Below are 15,653 nucleotides of genomic sequence, written 5' to 3' on the forward strand. Positions count from 1 at the left end.
CGGAATTGGTAGACGCGCTAGCTTCAGGTGTTAGTGTCCCACGGATGTGAGGGTTCGAGTCCCTCTCTTCGCACCATTCATTCCGCAAAGGCCCGTTACGAGAGTAACGGGCCTTTTGTGTTTTCATGCCCCATGGCTATGCTGTTGAAGATGCTACGCCACCACGGGGGTTTTCCCATGATCCTGGATACCGATATTCACAACTTCTATGAGCATCTGGTGCTCAAGGAGATAGAAAAACAGGGGTTGGCTCGAACATTGACCCCCTATCAGCTGGCAGACCTCTGCTGCCTGACACTCAACCAGCTTCCTTCCCACTATATCCGCCACGATGTCGACATGATCTACTTCACGACAGACGCCGAACGCAGCGAGATGGAGAAGAAGGTCATCGCCTCCCTGCGCCAGGCCTACGACAAGATCCAGGCCGTCCCCACTCGCCAGGCTTAATGCCAGCCCTGCTGCCAGAGCAGAGTGACGACCCCTGTCATTCCCGCAACCGGCAGCAGGATCAACACCGGTCTCAGCCTGGGTTCCAGCATGACCCAGGCAGCCAGCAAGAACCCCAGGCTCCAGAACCCGTATTCCTTCTCCTGACCCCAGACCAGCACCGCCAGAAGGGCGGCCAAGAGCAGAGCGCGTGCTATCCAGTTCATTGGCATTAGTCCGAGAAAGATTAATGATAACCATTATCATCTTTGGTGTCGCCATCTGCAATCGAACTTGCCTATGGATCTCCGGCTATCAAACGGTGTCGATTGAACAGTGAAAAATGCCGATTAGATCAACTATTTTGTGGGATTTTAAAATTTTAAAGCTATTTTGCCGAATGAGCAGGGATTTTACACCTCCGCTTTATGGTAGATTGCGCCCTCTTTTGGTAAGCCTCTCGGGATCGACGCATCCGCAGGACGAGAGGGGCTGACCTTGGCGAGCAAGAGTTTAGGGAGCGTCTATGCAAAACCAACAACACCACATCCGATTGCCGGGCATGTCGCAAGTATTTGCCTGCCTGGCCATTTTCCTGGCCCTGGCCTTCTCCTTCACCAGCGTGCTGGATCTGTCAATCCAGCTGGCACTGTTCATCGCCTGGTTCGTCATCATGGGACTCGGCATCAAGCTCGGCCACGATTACAAATCCCTGGAGCAGGCGGCAGTCGACGGCGTCGCCAAGGGGATGGGGGCCATCCTGATACTGATCTCCGTCGGTGCCCTGGTGGGCACCTGGATTGCTGGCGGTATCGTCCCCAGCATCATCTACTTCGGCCTCAAGGTGATACACCCCTCCATCTTCCTGCTGGCGACCCTGATCATCTGCTCTCTCACCTCGCTGGCCACCGGCACCTCCTGGGGCTCGGCGGCCACCGCCGGCATCGCCATGATGGGCATAGGCCACAGCCTGGGGGTACCCGCGCCGCTGGTAGCCGGTGCCGTGCTCTCCGGCGTCTACTTCGGTGACAAGCTCTCCCCGCTCTCCGACTCCGTGGTGCTGGCCTCGACCATGTCCAACGTCGACGTGATGGAACACATCAAGGGGATGCTGCCCATCAGCCTGTTCTCCTACGTCATCACCGCCGCCCTGTTCACCGTGGTCGGCATGCAGTATTCCGGCAACGTCAGCCTGGAGCAGGTCAATCTGGTGATGGACGCCCTCGACAAACAGTTCAACATCACCCCCATGGCCATAGTGCCCGTGGTGCTGGTGCTGGGCCTGTTGGCCAACCGCAAGCCCGCATTCCCGGTGATCAGCTTCGGCGCCTTGCTGGGTCTTGTCTGGGCCATCGTCTTCCAGGACATGGATCCGGTGAAGGCGATGCACTCCGCCTACAGCCCGTTTGCCATCACCTCCGGCGTCGATTTCATCGACAACATCCTGGGCCGCGGCGGCATGGAGTCCATGCTGGGTTCCGTGGCCGTCATCATCTTCGGCTTGGGCTTCGGCGGTCTGCTGGAGAAGGTCGGCATCCTGGAAGTGATCGCCAGCGCCTTCGAGAAGCGCATCAACAGCGCCGGCAGCCTGACCAGCCACACCATAGGCACCGCCTTCCTGGCCAACGTGTTCGGTTCCGCCATGTATGTATCGCTGATCCTGACCCCCAAGATCATGGCCAAGAACTACGACCGGCTGGGGCTTGCGCGCAAGAGCCTCTCCCGCAACGCTGAGTTTGGCGGCACCCTCACCTGCGGCATGGTGCCCTGGAGCGACAACGGCATCTTCATGGCCGGGGTACTGGGGGTGGCGACCCTCGACTACCTGCCCTACATGTGGCTCAGCTTCACCTGCATCATAGTGACCATCACCCTCGCCTATCTGGGCAAGGGAGTGAACCGTGTACCGGTCACAGAGGCGGTGACAGCCCGCTAATTTCCGGAAAAACAATGACAAAGGCGCCATCACGGCGCCTTTTGTCTGGGTATGATTCGAGGTTAAGCTGGCACTCACCTTGATCGCACGTGGCAGGACGCCCAGATGAACTTCACCTTTCGCCAGATCCGCTATTTCGTGGCGGTGGCCGACAGCTTCTCGGTCAGCCGGGCAGCCGCCGAGCTGCACATCTCCCAGTCGGCGGTCACCAGCGCCATCCGCGAGCTGGAGACCGAGCTCGGCGCCGCCCTGTTCGAGCGCAATCCGCGCGGGGTCAGCCTCACCACCCAGGGCCACCAGTTTCTGCTGCACGCCCGTCGCATCCTAAGCGCCATGACCGAAGCCGGCCAGTCCCTCAAGGCGGTGGCCCAGCAGGATCAGGGGCGGCTTACTATAGGCGTAACCACGCTGGTGGCAGGCTACTACCTCTCGGAGGCCCTCGGCCGCTTTCGCCGCGCCTTCCCGGCGGTACAGATCGAGGTGAAGGAGGATGAGCAGCCCTATCTCGAACACCAGATCGTCAACGGCGAGGTGGATGTGGGGATCCTGATGACCAACCGCACCATCCGCCAGGAGGCGTTCGATACCGAGCTGCTGACCCGCTCGCCGCTGCGGGTCTGGCTCGCCGCCAACCACCCCCTCTGCGCCGAGTCGACCCTCTCCCTCAAGGCGCTCGGCGAGGAGCCCATGATCTCGCTGACCGCCGACCAGCTTGACCAGATCATCGGCGGCGGCCTGCGCCGCTACGGCATCGCGCCGCGCATCGTGCTGCGGACCGCCTCGGTAGAAGCGGTGCGCAGCCTGGTGGCGAGCCAGCTCGGGCTCGCCCTGCTGCCGGACTTTGCCTACCGCCCCTGGTCGCTGGAGCAAGAGCGGGTCGAGGCCCGCGCCATCAAGGAGCCCATCCCCGCCATCGACATCGGTCTGGTGTGGCGGCGCGGCTCGCGCCTTGACTGGGCCGCACGCGAGTTCATCGACATCGCCAGAGATCAGAGCCGGCTACGGGCCCGCCAGCACCTCCCCCGCTAGGACTGAGCCTGAACAGCCGTGACTCCGGCAAAAAAATCAGATTCATCCGCACTCGATATCGATTTTACAGATACCCAAGCCGTTAAAAATTGAAATTCTCATTGCTCCCGGCTTCTCCTACGCTCATGACTGGTTAACAGGATGTTAATGCCTACTGTGGCGCCGCCACGGTTGCCAATCATGCAAGGAGAGCAAGATGAAATTGACCCCTCTGACCCTGGCCCTGATCCCGGCGCTGCTGGCAAGCCAGGTCCAGGCTGCCCCCACCACCCTCGGCAAGGGTGAAGGCCAGCTCAACATCGTGGCCTGGGCCGGCTACGTGGAGCGCGGCGAGACCGACAAGAACTACGACTGGGTCACCGGCTTCGAAAAAGAGACCGGCTGCAAGGTCAACGTCAAGACGGCCGCCACCTCGGACGAGATGGTGGCGCTGATGAACGAGGGGGGCTTCGATCTGGTGACCGCCTCCGGCGACGCCAGCCTGCGTCTGATTGCCGGTGGCAAGGTGCAGGCACTCAACCTGGCGCTCATCCCGAGCTACGGCAAGATAGACCCCCGCCTGCAGAATGCCCCCTGGCACACGGTAGACGGCAAGCACTATGGCGTGCCCTACCAGTGGGGCGGCAACATCTTGATGTACAACACCAAGGTGTTCCCCAAGGCGCCCGACTCCTGGAGCGTGGTGTTCGAGGAGTAGACCCTGCCGGACGGCAAGTCCAACAAGGGGCGGGTACAGGCGTTCGACGGCCCCATCCACATCGCCGATGCCGCCCTCTATCTGATGAGCCACCAGCCGGCGCTCGGCATCAAGGATCCTTACGAGCTCAACGAAGATCAGTACAAGGCCGCCCTCGACCTCCTGCGCCAGCAGCGCAAGCTGGTGGGACGCTACTGGCACGATGCCTTCGTCCAGATCGACGACTTCAAGAACGAGGGGTGGTGGCCTCCGGCTCCTGGCCGTTCCAGGCCAATACCCTGATCGCCGACAAGCAGCCTATCGCCACGACGGTGCCCAAGGAGGGCGTCACCGGCTGGGCCGATACCAGCATGGTGCACAGCGAGGCGAAGAACCTCACCTGTGCCTATCAGTGGCTGGAGCACTCCCTCAACAACAAGCTGCAGGGGGATCTCGCCTCCTGGTTCGGCTCCGTGCCCGTGGTACCGGCCACCTGCGAGGGCAATGCCCTGCTCGGGAAAGAGGGGTGCAAGACCAACGGCATCGACAACTTCGATCGGGTTCACTTCTGGCGTACCCCTGTCTCCCAGTGCAAGAGCCAGGGAACCTGCGTGCCCTACTACCGCTGGGTCTCGGACTATATCGCCATCCTGGGTGGCCGCTGAGGTGCCTCAGTAAATGCCGATATGGGGCCGGACAGGAGTCCGGCCCGCTTCCCACACAGACAAGGACGTCCCATGAATGCCGTACAATTTGACCGGGTCAGCCGCCACTATGGCGAGGTGAAGGCGGTCGACGACATCTCCTTCCAGATCCCGGCCGGCGAGTTTTTCACCCTGCTGGGGCCGAGCGGTTCCGGCAAGACTACCTGCCTGCGGATGATCGCGGGCTTCGAATACCCGAGCGAGGGGGAGATCCAGCTGTTTGGCGAGCCCTGCTCCACCGTGCCCCCCTACGATCGCAACCTCAATACCGTGTTTCAGGACTACGCCCTGTTTCCCAACATGGATGTGCGCGACAACATCGGCTACGGCCTGATGCTCAAGGGCGTCGCCAAGGCGGAGCGTTACCGCAAGGTGGACGAGATGCTGGAACTGGTGCGCCTGCCCGGCGTCGGCAACCGCAAGCCGGGCCAGCTCTCCGGCGGCCAGCGCCAGCGCATCGCCATCGCCCGAGCGCTGATCAACCAGCCGCGCATCCTGCTGCTGGACGAACCGCTCGGGGCCCTCGACCTCAAGCTGCGCGAGCAGATGCAGCTCGAGCTGAAAGCCTTGCAGCGCCAGCTCGGCATCACCTTCATCTTCGTCACCCACGATCAGCAGGAGGCGCTCTCCATGAGCGACCGGATCTGCATCTTCAATCAGGGCAAGATCGAGCAGATCGCCGCGCCGGATACCATCTACGACGCCCCCGCCACCCCCTTCGTCGCCCGCTTCGTCGGCACAGTCAACCTGTTCGAGGGGGAGCAGGCCCGCCGTCTGTGCGGCGATGCTCAGCAGATGATGGTGCGCCCGGAGCGGATCCGCCTCGCCGAGGCCGGCACTCCGGGCTGGTCCGGGGAGGTGCGCGAAGTGGAGTATCTCGGCCCCTTCGTGCGCTACCGGGTCGATCTCGGCGAGCAGCTCGAGCTTATCGTCAACCACCCCAACGAGGGCCAGGCCCGTCTGCCCCGTGGCGCCCGGGTCAGCCTCAGCTGGCCGGAGCAGGCGATCCATCGCCTGCACACCGCCCCTCAGGGAGCTCAACCATGAGCGCCCCCCACAGTGCGAGCCTTGCCATGAGCCAACCCACTGCCCCCCTCTCCTATCGGCCGCTGCGGCGCCTCTCCACCCTGCTCTACGGGCGGCCGGGTCTGTTGCTGGCCATCCTGCTGGGGCCCCCCCTGCTCTGGCTTGGCATCATCTATGTCGGCTCCCTGCTGATGCTGCTCTCCAACGCCTTCTTCGGACTGGACGAGTTCAGCGGCCAGATCCGCCACGAGCTGGGGCTGCAGAACTTCGTTGCCCTGCTGCGGGCTGAGAACCTGGACGTGATCCTGCGCACCGTCGGCATGTCGCTGCTGGTGACCCTGGCCTGCGCCCTGCTCGGCTTTCCGGTGGCCTACTACATGGCGCGCTACACCAGCGGCAAGACCCGGGCTCTGTTCTACGTCGGCATCATGCTGCCGCTCTGGTCCAGCTATCTGGTACGGGTCTACGCCTGGAAGCTGATCCTGGCCAAGGAGGGGGTCATCAGCTGGCTGGCAGATACTCTGGGACTGGACTGGCTGCTGGACGCCATCCTCTCGCTGCCGGTGATAGGGGGGCCGTCGCTCTCGTTCTCGCGCATCGGCACCTTCATCGTGTTCGTCTACGTCTGGCTGCCTTTCATGATCCTGCCCATCCAGGCGGCGGTGGAGCGGATCCCGCGCTCCCTGCTGGAAGCGAGCGGCGATCTCGGCGCCACCCCGGCCCAGACCTTTCGTACCCTGATCCTGCCGCTGGCCCTGCCCGGCGTGGTGGCGGGCTCCATCTTCACCTTCTCCCTGACGCTGGGGGACTACATCATCCCCGGCATCATAGGCAACTCCACCATGTACATAGGTCAGGTGGTCTACATGCAGCAGGGCACGGCGGGCAACCTGCCCTTCGCTGCCGCCTTCTCGCTGGTGCCGATCCTCATCATCGCCATCTACCTCACCATCGCGAAACGCTTGGGGGCATTCGATGCGCTCTAATACTTCCATGAAGCGGGACCATAGCAGCCAGCCCTCCGGCCTGCTCAAGTACGCGGCCATCGGCGGTCTCCTGTTCCTGCACTTTCCGATCCTGTTCATCTTCCTCTATGCCTTCACCAGCGAGAGCAAGAGCTACCAGTTCCCGCCCCCCGGGCTCACCCTCAAGTGGTTCGAGGTGACCCTCAACCGCCCCGACGTGTGGCGCGCCATCCAGCTGTCGCTGGAGGTAGCGGGGCTAGCGACGCTGGCCGCCATGGTGCTCGGCACCCTGGCGGCGGGGGCCATCACCCGCAGCCGCTTCTTCGGTCAGGAGGTGGTGTCACTCTTGCTGGTGCTGCCCATCGCCCTGCCCGGCATCGTCACCGGTATCGCGCTGCGCTCCGCCTACGGGGTGATGGAGATCCCCTTCAGCTTCTGGACCATCGTCATAGGTCACGCCACCTTCTGCGTGGTGGTGGTCTACAACAATGCCCTGGCGCGCTTTCGCCGCACCAACCAGAGCCTCATCGAGGCGTCGATGGATCTCGGTGCCGACGGCTTCCAGACCCTGCGCTACGTGATCCTGCCCAACCTTGCCACGGCGCTGCTGGCGGGGGGCATGCTGGCGTTCGCCCTGAGCTTTGACGAGGTGATCGTCACCACCTTCACCGCGGGCCAGCAGACCACGCTGCCGATCTGGATGTATCAGGAGCTGATCCGGCCACGGGACAGGCCGGTCACCAACGTGGTGGCCCTCATCATAGTGGCCTTCACCACCATTCCTATTCTGCTTGCCTACTACCTCACCCGCGACGGCCAGGACGTCGCCGGCAGTGGCAAATAACGACTCAACGCGTGCGCAAGGATGCAACCATGAAACTCTCTACCCAACTCTTGATCGACGGTCAGTTCGTCACCGGTGACGGCCAGGCCGAGCCCATCCTCAACCCGGCCACCGGTGAGCTGATCGCCTCGGTGCCCGAAGCCTCGTTCGAGCAGGTGAACCGGGCGGTGAACGGCGCCCAACGCGCCTTCGCCCAGTGGAGCCGCACCACGCCAGCCCAGCGCAGTACCCTGCTGCTGCGCCTGGCCGATGCCATCGAGCGCCACGCCGAGGAGTTTGCGGCCCTCGAATCCCTCAACTGCGGCAAGCCCTATCTGGCGGTGCTCAATGACGAGCTGCCGGCGGTAGTGGACTGCTTCCGCTTCTTCGCCGGCGCCGCCCGCTGCCTGCAGGGGCCGCTGGCGGGGGAGTACATCGAGGGGCACACCAGCATGATCCGCCGCGACCCCATCGGTGTGGTGGGCAGTATCGCCCCCTGGAACTATCCGCTGATGATGGCGGCTTGGAAGATGGCCCCGGTGCTCGCCGCCGGCAATACGGTGGTGCTCAAGCCCTCCGAGCAGACCCCGCTCACCGCCCTGCGCCTGGCGGAGCTGGCCAGCGAGCTCTTCCCCCGCGGCGTCATCAACATCGTCTGCGGCCGGGGCGAGAGCGTGGGGGCGCCGCTGGTGGAGCACCCGCTGGTGCGCATGGTGTCCCTCACCGGTGACATCGCCACCGGCCAGAAGATCCTGCAGAGCGCCGCCCGCACCATGAAGCGCACCCACCTGGAGCTTGGCGGCAAGGCGCCGGTCATCATCTTTGACGATGCGGACCTGGAGGCCGTGGTGGCGGGCATTCGCACCTTCGGTTTCTACAACGCCGGCCAGGATTGCACCGCCGCCTGCCGCATCTACGCCCAGGGCAAGATCTACGACAAGTTTGTCGCCGCCATGACAGATGCGGTCGCCTCCATCAAGGTGGGCGGTCCGCGCGAGGAGGGGGTGGAGATGGGGCCGCTCATCTCGGACCGGCAGCGCAACCGGGTGGCCAGCTTCGTGGAGCGGGCCCAGAGCAGCGGTCACGTGGAGGTGACGGCGGGGGGCAAGATCCGCCCCGGCAACGGCTTCTTCTTCGAGCCGACCCTGATCGCCCACGCCCGTCAGGAGGATGAAATCGTGCGCCGGGAGGTGTTCGGCCCGGTGGTGTCGGTGACCCGCTTCAGCGACGCCGAGCAGGTGGTGCAGTGGGCCAACGACTCGGACTACGGCCTCGCCAGCTCGGTCTGGACCCGGGATCTCGGCCTTGCCAGCAAGGTAGCCAGCCACCTGCAGTACGGCTGCACCTGGATCAACACCCACTTCATGCTCACCTCCGAGATGCCCCACGGCGGCATGAAGATGTCCGGCTACGGCAAGGATCTCTCCCTCTACGCGCTGGAGGACTACACGGTGCCGCGCCACATCATGGTCAAGCTCTAGGCTCCACTCCGTCCCCCTGAAAACAAGATGGCCCCTTGGGGCCATCTTGTTTTGCATCAGGTCTGTGCATCCCTGCAGTGCACCGACGCAGCGTCACCATTCACCCGACCGCGACCCGCATCAACGTCATGACAACCGCCACAACCAGTGGTGATCCAGAATCAGCAGACCAAACAGCAGCATCAGGTGATAGATGGAGAAACGGAAGGTGCGCATCGCCTGGCCGGGCCGATCCCCGTACTTCAACAGCCAACCATGCCAGCAGAATCCGAGGTTCAACCCAAGGCTGCCGACCAGGTAGACAAGCCCCGACATGCCGATCAGATAGGGCAGCAGACAGACGAGCGTCAGGATCAGCAGATAGAGCAGGATGGCTGTCTTGGTGAAATCGGTGCCGTGGGTGACCGGCAGCATGGGAATGTCGGCACCGGCATAGTCATCGCGCCGGTGGATGGCCAAACACCAGAAATGGGGCGGCGTCCAGGTAAAGATGATCATCACCAGCAGCCAGGGCTCGGCCGAAAGCTGCCCCGTGATGCTGGTCCAGCCCAAGAGCGGCGGCATGGCTCCCGCCAATCCGCCGATAACGATATTCTGCGGCGTGGCCCGCTTCAGCAGCAGGGTATAGATGACCGCATAGCCGAACAGGCTGGCCAGAGTTAGCCAGGCAGTCAGGGGATTCACGCCCCAATGGAGCAGAACAAACCCCGACAGTGCCAGACAGATCGCAAAATTCATCGCCTGCCCCGGCGTGATCCGTCCCATGGCGACCGGGCGCCAGCGCGTTCTGCGCATCCGGGCATCGATGCCGCTATCCAGAGAATGGTTCATGGCCGCCGCCCCGGCAGCGAGCAGTCCAATCCCCGCCAGGCCCAGTATCATCTCGTCCAGAGAGGCGCGTGTCGGCTCGGCCAGCAGCATGCCCACCCAGGCGGTCAGGAGCAGCAGGGCGACCACCTTTGGTTTGGTCAACTGACAATAATCGCGCACCCGGCGGAGGGCAAAGCGCTGTGCCCGCCCTCTCCCATTCATGTCCGGCTCCTGACCATCCCAGGGGATGGCAAGGGGTTGTGATGAGGCATAGAGAGTCTCCCGCGCGCCAGCACACAACAGGCCAGCAGGTGGGCGGCCACCAGATTGTGTGCAAGGGCGTTGGCCAGCGGCAGGGCCAGATGGACGTTCGCCAATCCCAAGGCAATCTGCACGGTCAGCAGACCCAGCAACAGCCAGCCAAACCCTCTCAGGGGGGTCCGCTGGCAGAGCAGCGCGAGGGCGAAAGCACCCACCAGCAAGGCCGTGGTCAGCGCTCCCAGGCGATGGGCGATGTGAATGGTCTGGCGCGCCTCCTTGCCCAGCACGCCGAACTCATAGCTGGCGTGCCCCAGAGGGAGATGAAAGGCTTGCGCCCAATTCAGCTCTGCCTGCCAGTTGCCCTGGCACAAGGGAAACTCCACACACGCCATGGCCGCATAGTTCGCCGACGTCCAGCCCCCCAGCGCGATCTGCAGCAGCAACACGCCACAGGCCATGCTGCCAAGCCAGGAAACGCCCTGGTGTACGGGCGGGGGTGAAGGGAAACCTGCCAATTCGGCCCGATAGAGCCATAGCAAGGTCAGGATGGCGAAGCCGCCCAGCAGATGAGTGGTCACCACCAGGGGATGCAGGGCCAGGGTCACCGTCCACATACCCAGTGCCGCCTGACCCGCAACCAGCACCAGCAAGATGAGCGAGAGGTGACGCAGTCGGCCGCCTGTACGCCAGCCCAAGCCGGACAGGAGCACAATCACGCCTCCCAGCACCCCGGCGCAGTAGCGATGCACCATCTCGCTGCGCGCTTTGTGAGGAACAAGCGGGCTGGCCGGATAGCGCTGTGCCGCCAGTTCCGCATGCTCAGCGCGGGGAATGGCCAGGGAACCATAGCAACCTGGCCAATCGGGGCAAGCCAGCCCGGCATCCGTCAACCGGGTATAAGCACCGAGCGCGATGACAAGAACTGCCAGCGCAATGGCCACGGAGGCCAGCCTCTTGTGCATCTTCATATGACGCCTCGTTGACCGTGCAGTCACCAGAAGATGCGAGTCCCATGTCGGCTGCATCGTCACTGCACCCCACGCTGATATTTGAGCAGTTGCTGCAGATCCGACAGTACCGCCTTGCCAAGCAACGGCCAGGTCGTCGTGCTGCCGGGCACCTCGTAACGCAAGATGGCCAAGCCGCGGGCGTCCACCAGCAGTATATCCCCCTCCCTCATTTCACTGTTTGCCTCGTGAGGTGGCGTCAACTGGACCAGCTCCAGCTTGTCCAGGTTGCGGCCAAGTGCCGCCTGGATGCGCGCCATCAGCACAGGGACCTGCCGGCATTGCCCCTCGCAGCGAGGGGCCACCAGATAGACCAGTCGCCATTGGTGCTGATGGGCAGGAAGCGGTTGCAACAGATAGATATCCTGGTGCAGCCAGTGCCCCTTGCTGCGCGTGCCGGGTTCATACCAGCCCTGGTGAAGAGTCAGAGCCGCCAGCACCACAGGCAGCAGGATCACCGCAGCAAAGAGCGCTGGCACCCGCCAGCGTCGCCATCCGCTCATGGGGAGCACCTCCTTGTCAGCATGACCCCCCCTGACAGAACCACCAGCGCCAAGCCGAGCCATTGCACCGCATAGGCCCGGTGTTTTTCAGGAGGCATGACATTGTGCTGGTAGTGATAGAGGAATGGGGTTCGTCTTTGATACAACACGGCGTCTGCAAGCGGGACTCCGATTGCCTGTCGCAGGGTCTCGACCCTGATGGATTGCAGCCGGTTCGGGTAGGGGCCTGGTTCTATGTTCTGTCCCAGCAGGAAGCCGCCGGGAGCCATGCGCAGAACACCTTCAAGGGTCATTGCGGCGGGAATGGCGGGATTGGGCAATTGCGACCTGTCGGATGGCGCAGGCACCCATCCCAGGTTGACCAGCAACTGTGAGGATCCCCCCTCTGTGCGTACCGGGATGAGCACGTCATAGCCAACCTCCCCGTTGACGATCTGGTTGTCCAGCAACCAGACATAAGGGCTGATCCACTCGGCTTTCCCTTGCAGAGGCTGGCCATCCAGTGACTCCGGGTGTTGCCAGTCGATCTGGGCCAATGTCCTTGGCCCGGCCTGCTGCATCTTTGCCATCTGCGCCAGCCAGGCCGTTTTTTCCATTCCGCGCTGCCACTGCCAGAACGCCAGCTTGCACAAACCGGCCGTCACCACCAGAGTGAACAACAAGACGAACCAGCGTCTGTGATGCCATGGTCGTCGCTTGTCTCGTGCAGCCGAATCGCGCATATCGAGGAGGATCCCAAGATGTTGATCAAGGTCGTTCTGGTACTCATGCTGCTGCTCATCATCGGCCAGCTGTTTCACGCCCTCTGGCTGATGCTCAGTGCAGGCAATACGCAAAAGATGTCGGTACCTCTGGGTCGGCGCGTTTTCTTCTCCCTGCTGGTGGTCATCATACTGCTGCTCTCTCTCGCGATGGGCTGGCTGGAGCCCAACCCGCGCCCCTACTGAGCACGGCATCAAAGCAGGTAGACAAAGACGAACAGACAGAGCCAGACCACATCGACGAAGTGCCAGTACCAGGCCGCAGCCTGGAAAGCGAAATGACGCTGTGGGGTGAAATGATCCCTCAACATGATTCGCAGCCAGATGATGGTCAGGAAAAGGGTGCCCAGCAGCACGTGCAGTCCATGGAACCCGGTCAGAATGAAGAAGGTATTGCCATAGATGCCGGAATCCAGACGCAGCCCGAGATCCCGATAGGCATGCAGATACTCATAGCCTTGAAACCACAGGAATGTCAGCCCGAGCACCACGGTGGCCAGCAACATCCCCTTGAGCCGCATACGTCTGCCGTTTTCCAGACTCATGTGTGCAAACAGCAGGGTCACGGAGGAGCCGAGCAGGATCAGGGTATTGATGAGGGGGATCCCCTGCCAGGGCATGGCCTGGGTCGTGGCCCCGCCGGGCGTCTTGAGCAGGGGCCAGTGAGCGGTGAAATCCGGCCACAGCAGCTGGCCCGTCATCACCCTGTGGCCCGCACCATCCAGCCAGGGCACCGCAAGCTGGCGGGCATAGAACAGCACTCCGAAAAAAGCCAGAAAGAACATCACTTCGGAGAAGATGAACCAGACCATGCCCTGCCTGAAGGATCTGTCCATCTGGGCGCTGTAGAGCCCGGTCATTGACTCCCGGATGATGTGACGGAACCAGCCAAACAACATGAATGCCAGCAGGGCGACACCGGCCATCATCAGATACCGGCCGAAACCGGTCTGCCCACTCGCCACTTCATTGACCAGATGTCCCGCCCCCAACGCCAGGAAAAACAGTGCAATGGCACCAATGATGGGCCAGCGACTCTGGTCCGGGACATAATAGGTCTGGTTCACCTTGGCCATGGTCATTTCCTCTGTGCGAGTGCCGGTGCCGGTACGGACGCCGTGATGTCATAGAGCGAGTAGGAAAGCGTGATGGTATTGATGCTGTCCGGTAGTGCCGGATCGATATAGAACTTGAGCGGCATCAGCTTGCTCTGTCCTGCCCTCAGCTCCTGGCGATTGAAACAGAAACACTCCACTTTCTTCAGATAGGCTGCGGCGGGACCGGGAGAGACCGACGGGACCGCCTGACCCACCATGGACCGCTCCGTGGGATTGAACACCCGAAAGTTGACCATCTTCACCTCCCCCGGCCGCACCGACAGCCGAGTCGTCTCACCGCTGAACTCCCACGGCATCCGGGTATCCGCATGAGCAAGAAACTCGATCTGGATGCTCCGCTTGCTGTCGATCACCGCCCGCTCCGTACTGGCCGCTTGATCAGACGTCTTGCCATTGAGGCCGGTGATCCGGCAGAAGACGTCATAAAGCGGCACCAGCGCAAAGGCAAAACCAAACATGACGAGCACGACCAGAGCCAGTTTTCTGAGCAAGGGGGCATGACTGACCTGGGTCATATGACCTCCCTAACGCTCTTCCGACCGGATATCCGGCGGAGTCTGGAAACTGTGATAGGGAGGGGGAGAAGAGAGCGTCCATTCCAGCCCCTCGGCCCCCTCCCATACCCGATCGCTTGCCTTGGCTCCGCCTCTGATGAATTTGATCACGCCCCAGACAAACAGCAGCTGGGACAGGCCGAAGGCAAAGCCCCCCAGGCTGATCAGCATGTTGAAGTCGGCAAATTGCAGGGCGTAATCGGGAATGCGGCGAGGCATGCCCGCCAGCCCGACAAAATGCATGGGGAAAAACAGCACATTGACCGAGACGAGCGAACACCAGAAGTGCCATTGGCCGAGCCGCTCGTCATACATGTGCCCCGTCCATTTCGGCAACCAGTAGTAGGCCGCAGCCAGGATCGAGAAGACGGCACCGGTCACCAGCACATAGTGGAAATGGGCCACTACGAAATAGGTGTCGTGATACTGAAAATCAGCCGGCGTCATGGCCAGCATCAGCCCGGAGAAACCGCCAATGGTGAACAGGGTGATGAAGGCGATGGCAAACAGCATGGGGGTCTCGAATGTCAGAGAACCACGCCACATGGTGGCAAGCCAGTTGAATACCTTTACCCCTGTCGGCACAGCGATCAGCATGGTGGTGTACATGAAGAACAGCTCCGCCACCACGGGCAATCCGGTGGTGAACATGTGGTGCGCCCAGACCATGAAGGAGAGCAAGGCGATGCTGCTGGTGGCATAGACCATGGAGCGATAACCGAACAGCTTCTTGCGGGAGAAGGTCGGAATGATGCTGGAGACGATGCCGAAAGCCGGCAATATCATGATGTAGACTTCCGGGTGCCCGAAGAACCAGAAAATGTGCTGAAACAGGACAGGATCCCCCCCACCGGCCGCATCGAAGAAACTGGTCCCGAAATACTTGTCCGTCAGCACCATGGTCACCGCAGCCGCCAGCACCGGCATGACAGCGATGAGCAGAAACGCCGTGATGAGCCAGGTCCAGACAAACAGCGGCATCTGCATCCAACCCATGCCCGGCGCCCGCAGGTTGAAGATGGTCACGATGACGTTGATGGCCCCCATGATGGAGGAGATCCCCATGATGTGAATGGCAAAGACGAACAGGGCCGTGCTGTTGCCGCTGTACTGGGTGGACAGGGGGGCATAGAAGGTCCAGCCAGAACTGGGGCCGCCTCCCTCCATAAACAGGCTCGACAGGAGGATGAGGAAAGCAAACGGCAGGATCCAGAAGCTCCAGTTGTTCATGCGGGGCAACGCCATGTCAGGGGCCCCAATCATGATGGGGATCAGCCAGTTGGCGAGGCCGGTGAAGGCGGGCATGACGGCACCAAAGACCATGATAAGGCCGTGTACCGTGGTCATCTGGTTGAAAAACAGGGGTTCCACCAGTTGCAGTCCGGGCTGGAACAGTTCTGCCCGGATCACCATGGCCATGGCGCCACCGGTAAAGAACATGGTGAGAGCAAAGCACAGATACAGGGTACCGATGTCCTTGTGATTGGTGGTGTAGAGCCAGCGCCTCAGACCGGCCGCTGGCTGGTGGACATGTTCGCTGTGCGGGGTATCCGTGATTCCATCACTCATG

Annotated in this window: 16 protein-coding genes and 1 pseudogene; 9 read left to right on the forward strand and 8 right to left on the reverse strand. The window is 62.2% G+C overall.

All coding sequences use genetic code 11. The annotated features are described in order from the left end of the window. The first annotated feature begins 177 nt into the window (after nucleotides 1-177). Nucleotides 178-450 (forward strand): late competence development ComFB family protein, encoded by a 273-nt coding sequence (locus PG887_RS11550; protein WP_029314828.1) that lies wholly within the window; start codon nucleotides 178-180, stop codon nucleotides 448-450. On the opposite strand, the gene PG887_RS11555 is transcribed toward PG887_RS11550, so the two are convergent. Next, nucleotides 447-656: a hypothetical protein gene (locus PG887_RS11555; protein ID WP_010675758.1), complete on the reverse strand. Its 210-nt coding sequence runs from the start codon at nucleotides 654-656 to the stop codon at nucleotides 447-449. The two genes, PG887_RS11550 and PG887_RS11555, sit on opposite strands and share 4 nt — an antisense overlap. A gap of 299 nt (nucleotides 657-955) precedes the next feature. Here PG887_RS11555 and nhaC point away from each other — a divergent pair, with 299 nt between their 5' ends. The 7 genes and pseudogenes from nhaC (at nucleotide 956) to PG887_RS11590 (ending at nucleotide 9,069) form a co-directional block, all read left to right on the forward strand. Continuing rightward, nucleotides 956-2,365, forward strand: coding sequence for a Na+/H+ antiporter NhaC (nhaC, locus tag PG887_RS11560; RefSeq protein ID WP_270821742.1), 1,410 nt, complete (start codon nucleotides 956-958; stop codon nucleotides 2,363-2,365). A 105-nt stretch (nucleotides 2,366-2,470) separates the two neighbouring features. After that, complete coding sequence (locus PG887_RS11565; protein WP_069651945.1) at nucleotides 2,471-3,394, forward strand: LysR family transcriptional regulator; 924 nt, start codon at nucleotides 2,471-2,473, stop codon at nucleotides 3,392-3,394. A 196-nt stretch (nucleotides 3,395-3,590) separates the two neighbouring features. Continuing rightward, nucleotides 3,591-4,735, forward strand: a pseudogene (locus PG887_RS11570) (ABC transporter substrate-binding protein). A 72-nt stretch (nucleotides 4,736-4,807) separates the two neighbouring features. After that, nucleotides 4,808-5,821, forward strand: coding sequence for an ABC transporter ATP-binding protein (locus PG887_RS11575; protein ID WP_201996595.1), 1,014 nt, complete (start codon nucleotides 4,808-4,810; stop codon nucleotides 5,819-5,821). Further along, the gene (locus PG887_RS11580; protein WP_024944801.1) at nucleotides 5,818-6,786 is read left to right on the forward strand and encodes an ABC transporter permease; all 969 of its coding nucleotides are present in this window, start codon (nucleotides 5,818-5,820) and stop codon (nucleotides 6,784-6,786) included. The genes PG887_RS11575 and PG887_RS11580 overlap by 4 nt, the downstream gene beginning before the upstream one ends. A gap of 7 nt (nucleotides 6,787-6,793) precedes the next feature. Next, a complete protein-coding gene (locus tag PG887_RS11585) occupies nucleotides 6,794-7,609 on the forward strand; it encodes an ABC transporter permease (protein ID WP_270821761.1) in 816 nt (271 codons plus the stop codon). Between the two features lie 29 nt (nucleotides 7,610-7,638). Continuing rightward, entirely contained in the window at nucleotides 7,639-9,069 is a 1,431-nt protein-coding gene (locus PG887_RS11590; protein ID WP_134996928.1) for a gamma-aminobutyraldehyde dehydrogenase, read from the forward strand. A gap of 126 nt (nucleotides 9,070-9,195) precedes the next feature. Here PG887_RS11590 and cyoE read toward each other — a convergent pair whose 3' ends face one another. Genes cyoE through PG887_RS11610 form a run of 4 tightly spaced genes read right to left on the reverse strand, consistent with a single transcriptional unit; the run spans nucleotide 9,196 to nucleotide 12,312 of the window. Continuing rightward, nucleotides 9,196-10,101 carry a heme o synthase gene (gene cyoE, locus PG887_RS11595; RefSeq protein ID WP_270821743.1) on the reverse strand — a complete coding sequence of 302 codons (906 nt, stop codon included), beginning with the start codon at nucleotides 10,099-10,101 and terminating at the stop codon, nucleotides 9,196-9,198. After that, nucleotides 10,098-11,108, reverse strand: coding sequence for a COX15/CtaA family protein (locus PG887_RS11600; protein WP_270821745.1), 1,011 nt, complete (start codon nucleotides 11,106-11,108; stop codon nucleotides 10,098-10,100). Before PG887_RS11600 ends, cyoE begins: the two co-directional genes overlap by 4 nt. Before the next feature lie 59 nt (nucleotides 11,109-11,167). Continuing rightward, entirely contained in the window at nucleotides 11,168-11,650 is a 483-nt protein-coding gene (locus PG887_RS11605; protein ID WP_201932974.1) for a hypothetical protein, read from the reverse strand. Continuing rightward, a complete protein-coding gene (locus tag PG887_RS11610; RefSeq protein WP_234922604.1) occupies nucleotides 11,647-12,312 on the reverse strand; it encodes an SURF1 family protein in 666 nt (221 codons plus the stop codon). Before PG887_RS11610 ends, PG887_RS11605 begins: the two co-directional genes overlap by 4 nt. Before the next feature lie 78 nt (nucleotides 12,313-12,390). Between PG887_RS11610 and PG887_RS11615 the strand changes: the two genes are divergently transcribed. Continuing rightward, nucleotides 12,391-12,597 carry a DUF2909 family protein gene (locus PG887_RS11615; RefSeq protein WP_039039709.1) on the forward strand — a complete coding sequence of 69 codons (207 nt, stop codon included), beginning with the start codon at nucleotides 12,391-12,393 and terminating at the stop codon, nucleotides 12,595-12,597. Between the two features lie 8 nt (nucleotides 12,598-12,605). Here PG887_RS11615 and PG887_RS11620 read toward each other — a convergent pair whose 3' ends face one another. Genes PG887_RS11620 through ctaD form a run of 3 tightly spaced genes read right to left on the reverse strand, consistent with a single transcriptional unit; the run spans nucleotide 12,606 to nucleotide 15,652 of the window. After that, nucleotides 12,606-13,487, reverse strand: a complete 882-nt coding sequence (locus PG887_RS11620) for a cytochrome c oxidase subunit 3 (protein WP_042864889.1) — start codon at nucleotides 13,485-13,487, stop codon at nucleotides 12,606-12,608. A 2-nt stretch (nucleotides 13,488-13,489) separates the two neighbouring features. After that, entirely contained in the window at nucleotides 13,490-14,044 is a 555-nt protein-coding gene (locus PG887_RS11625; protein ID WP_201932973.1) for a cytochrome c oxidase assembly protein, read from the reverse strand. Between the two features lie 9 nt (nucleotides 14,045-14,053). Further along, a complete protein-coding gene (gene ctaD, locus PG887_RS11630; protein ID WP_270821747.1) occupies nucleotides 14,054-15,652 on the reverse strand; it encodes a cytochrome c oxidase subunit I in 1,599 nt (532 codons plus the stop codon). Between the last annotated feature and the right edge of the window lies 1 nt (nucleotide 15,653).

The sequence above is a fragment of the Aeromonas sp. QDB14 genome (assembly GCF_027707845.1).
GTDB classification, from domain to species: Bacteria; Pseudomonadota; Gammaproteobacteria; order Enterobacterales; family Aeromonadaceae; genus Aeromonas; species Aeromonas caviae.

Excerpts from the sequence above, each read along its gene's own strand:
- cyoE (WP_270821743.1), bottom strand. The coding sequence starts at position 10,101 with ATGAATGGGAGAGGGCGGGCACAGCGCTTTGCCCTCCGCCGGGTGCGC.
- PG887_RS11585 (WP_270821761.1), top strand. The coding sequence starts at position 6,794 with ATGAAGCGGGACCATAGCAGCCAGCCCTCCGGCCTGCTCAAGTACGCG.
- PG887_RS11575 (WP_201996595.1), top strand. The coding sequence starts at position 4,808 with ATGAATGCCGTACAATTTGACCGGGTCAGCCGCCACTATGGCGAGGTG.
- PG887_RS11590 (WP_134996928.1), top strand. The coding sequence starts at position 7,639 with ATGAAACTCTCTACCCAACTCTTGATCGACGGTCAGTTCGTCACCGGT.
- PG887_RS11565 (WP_069651945.1), top strand. The coding sequence starts at position 2,471 with ATGAACTTCACCTTTCGCCAGATCCGCTATTTCGTGGCGGTGGCCGAC.
- PG887_RS11605 (WP_201932974.1), bottom strand. The coding sequence starts at position 11,650 with ATGAGCGGATGGCGACGCTGGCGGGTGCCAGCGCTCTTTGCTGCGGTG.
- ctaD (WP_270821747.1), bottom strand. The coding sequence starts at position 15,652 with ATGAGTGATGGAATCACGGATACCCCGCACAGCGAACATGTCCACCAG.
- PG887_RS11580 (WP_024944801.1), top strand. The coding sequence starts at position 5,818 with ATGAGCGCCCCCCACAGTGCGAGCCTTGCCATGAGCCAACCCACTGCC.
- PG887_RS11615 (WP_039039709.1), top strand. The coding sequence starts at position 12,391 with ATGTTGATCAAGGTCGTTCTGGTACTCATGCTGCTGCTCATCATCGGC.
- PG887_RS11600 (WP_270821745.1), bottom strand. The coding sequence starts at position 11,108 with ATGAAGATGCACAAGAGGCTGGCCTCCGTGGCCATTGCGCTGGCAGTT.
- PG887_RS11555 (WP_010675758.1), bottom strand. The coding sequence starts at position 656 with ATGAACTGGATAGCACGCGCTCTGCTCTTGGCCGCCCTTCTGGCGGTG.
- PG887_RS11620 (WP_042864889.1), bottom strand. The coding sequence starts at position 13,487 with ATGGCCAAGGTGAACCAGACCTATTATGTCCCGGACCAGAGTCGCTGG.
- nhaC (WP_270821742.1), top strand. The coding sequence starts at position 956 with ATGCAAAACCAACAACACCACATCCGATTGCCGGGCATGTCGCAAGTA.
- PG887_RS11625 (WP_201932973.1), bottom strand. The coding sequence starts at position 14,044 with ATGACCCAGGTCAGTCATGCCCCCTTGCTCAGAAAACTGGCTCTGGTC.
- PG887_RS11550 (WP_029314828.1), top strand. The coding sequence starts at position 178 with ATGATCCTGGATACCGATATTCACAACTTCTATGAGCATCTGGTGCTC.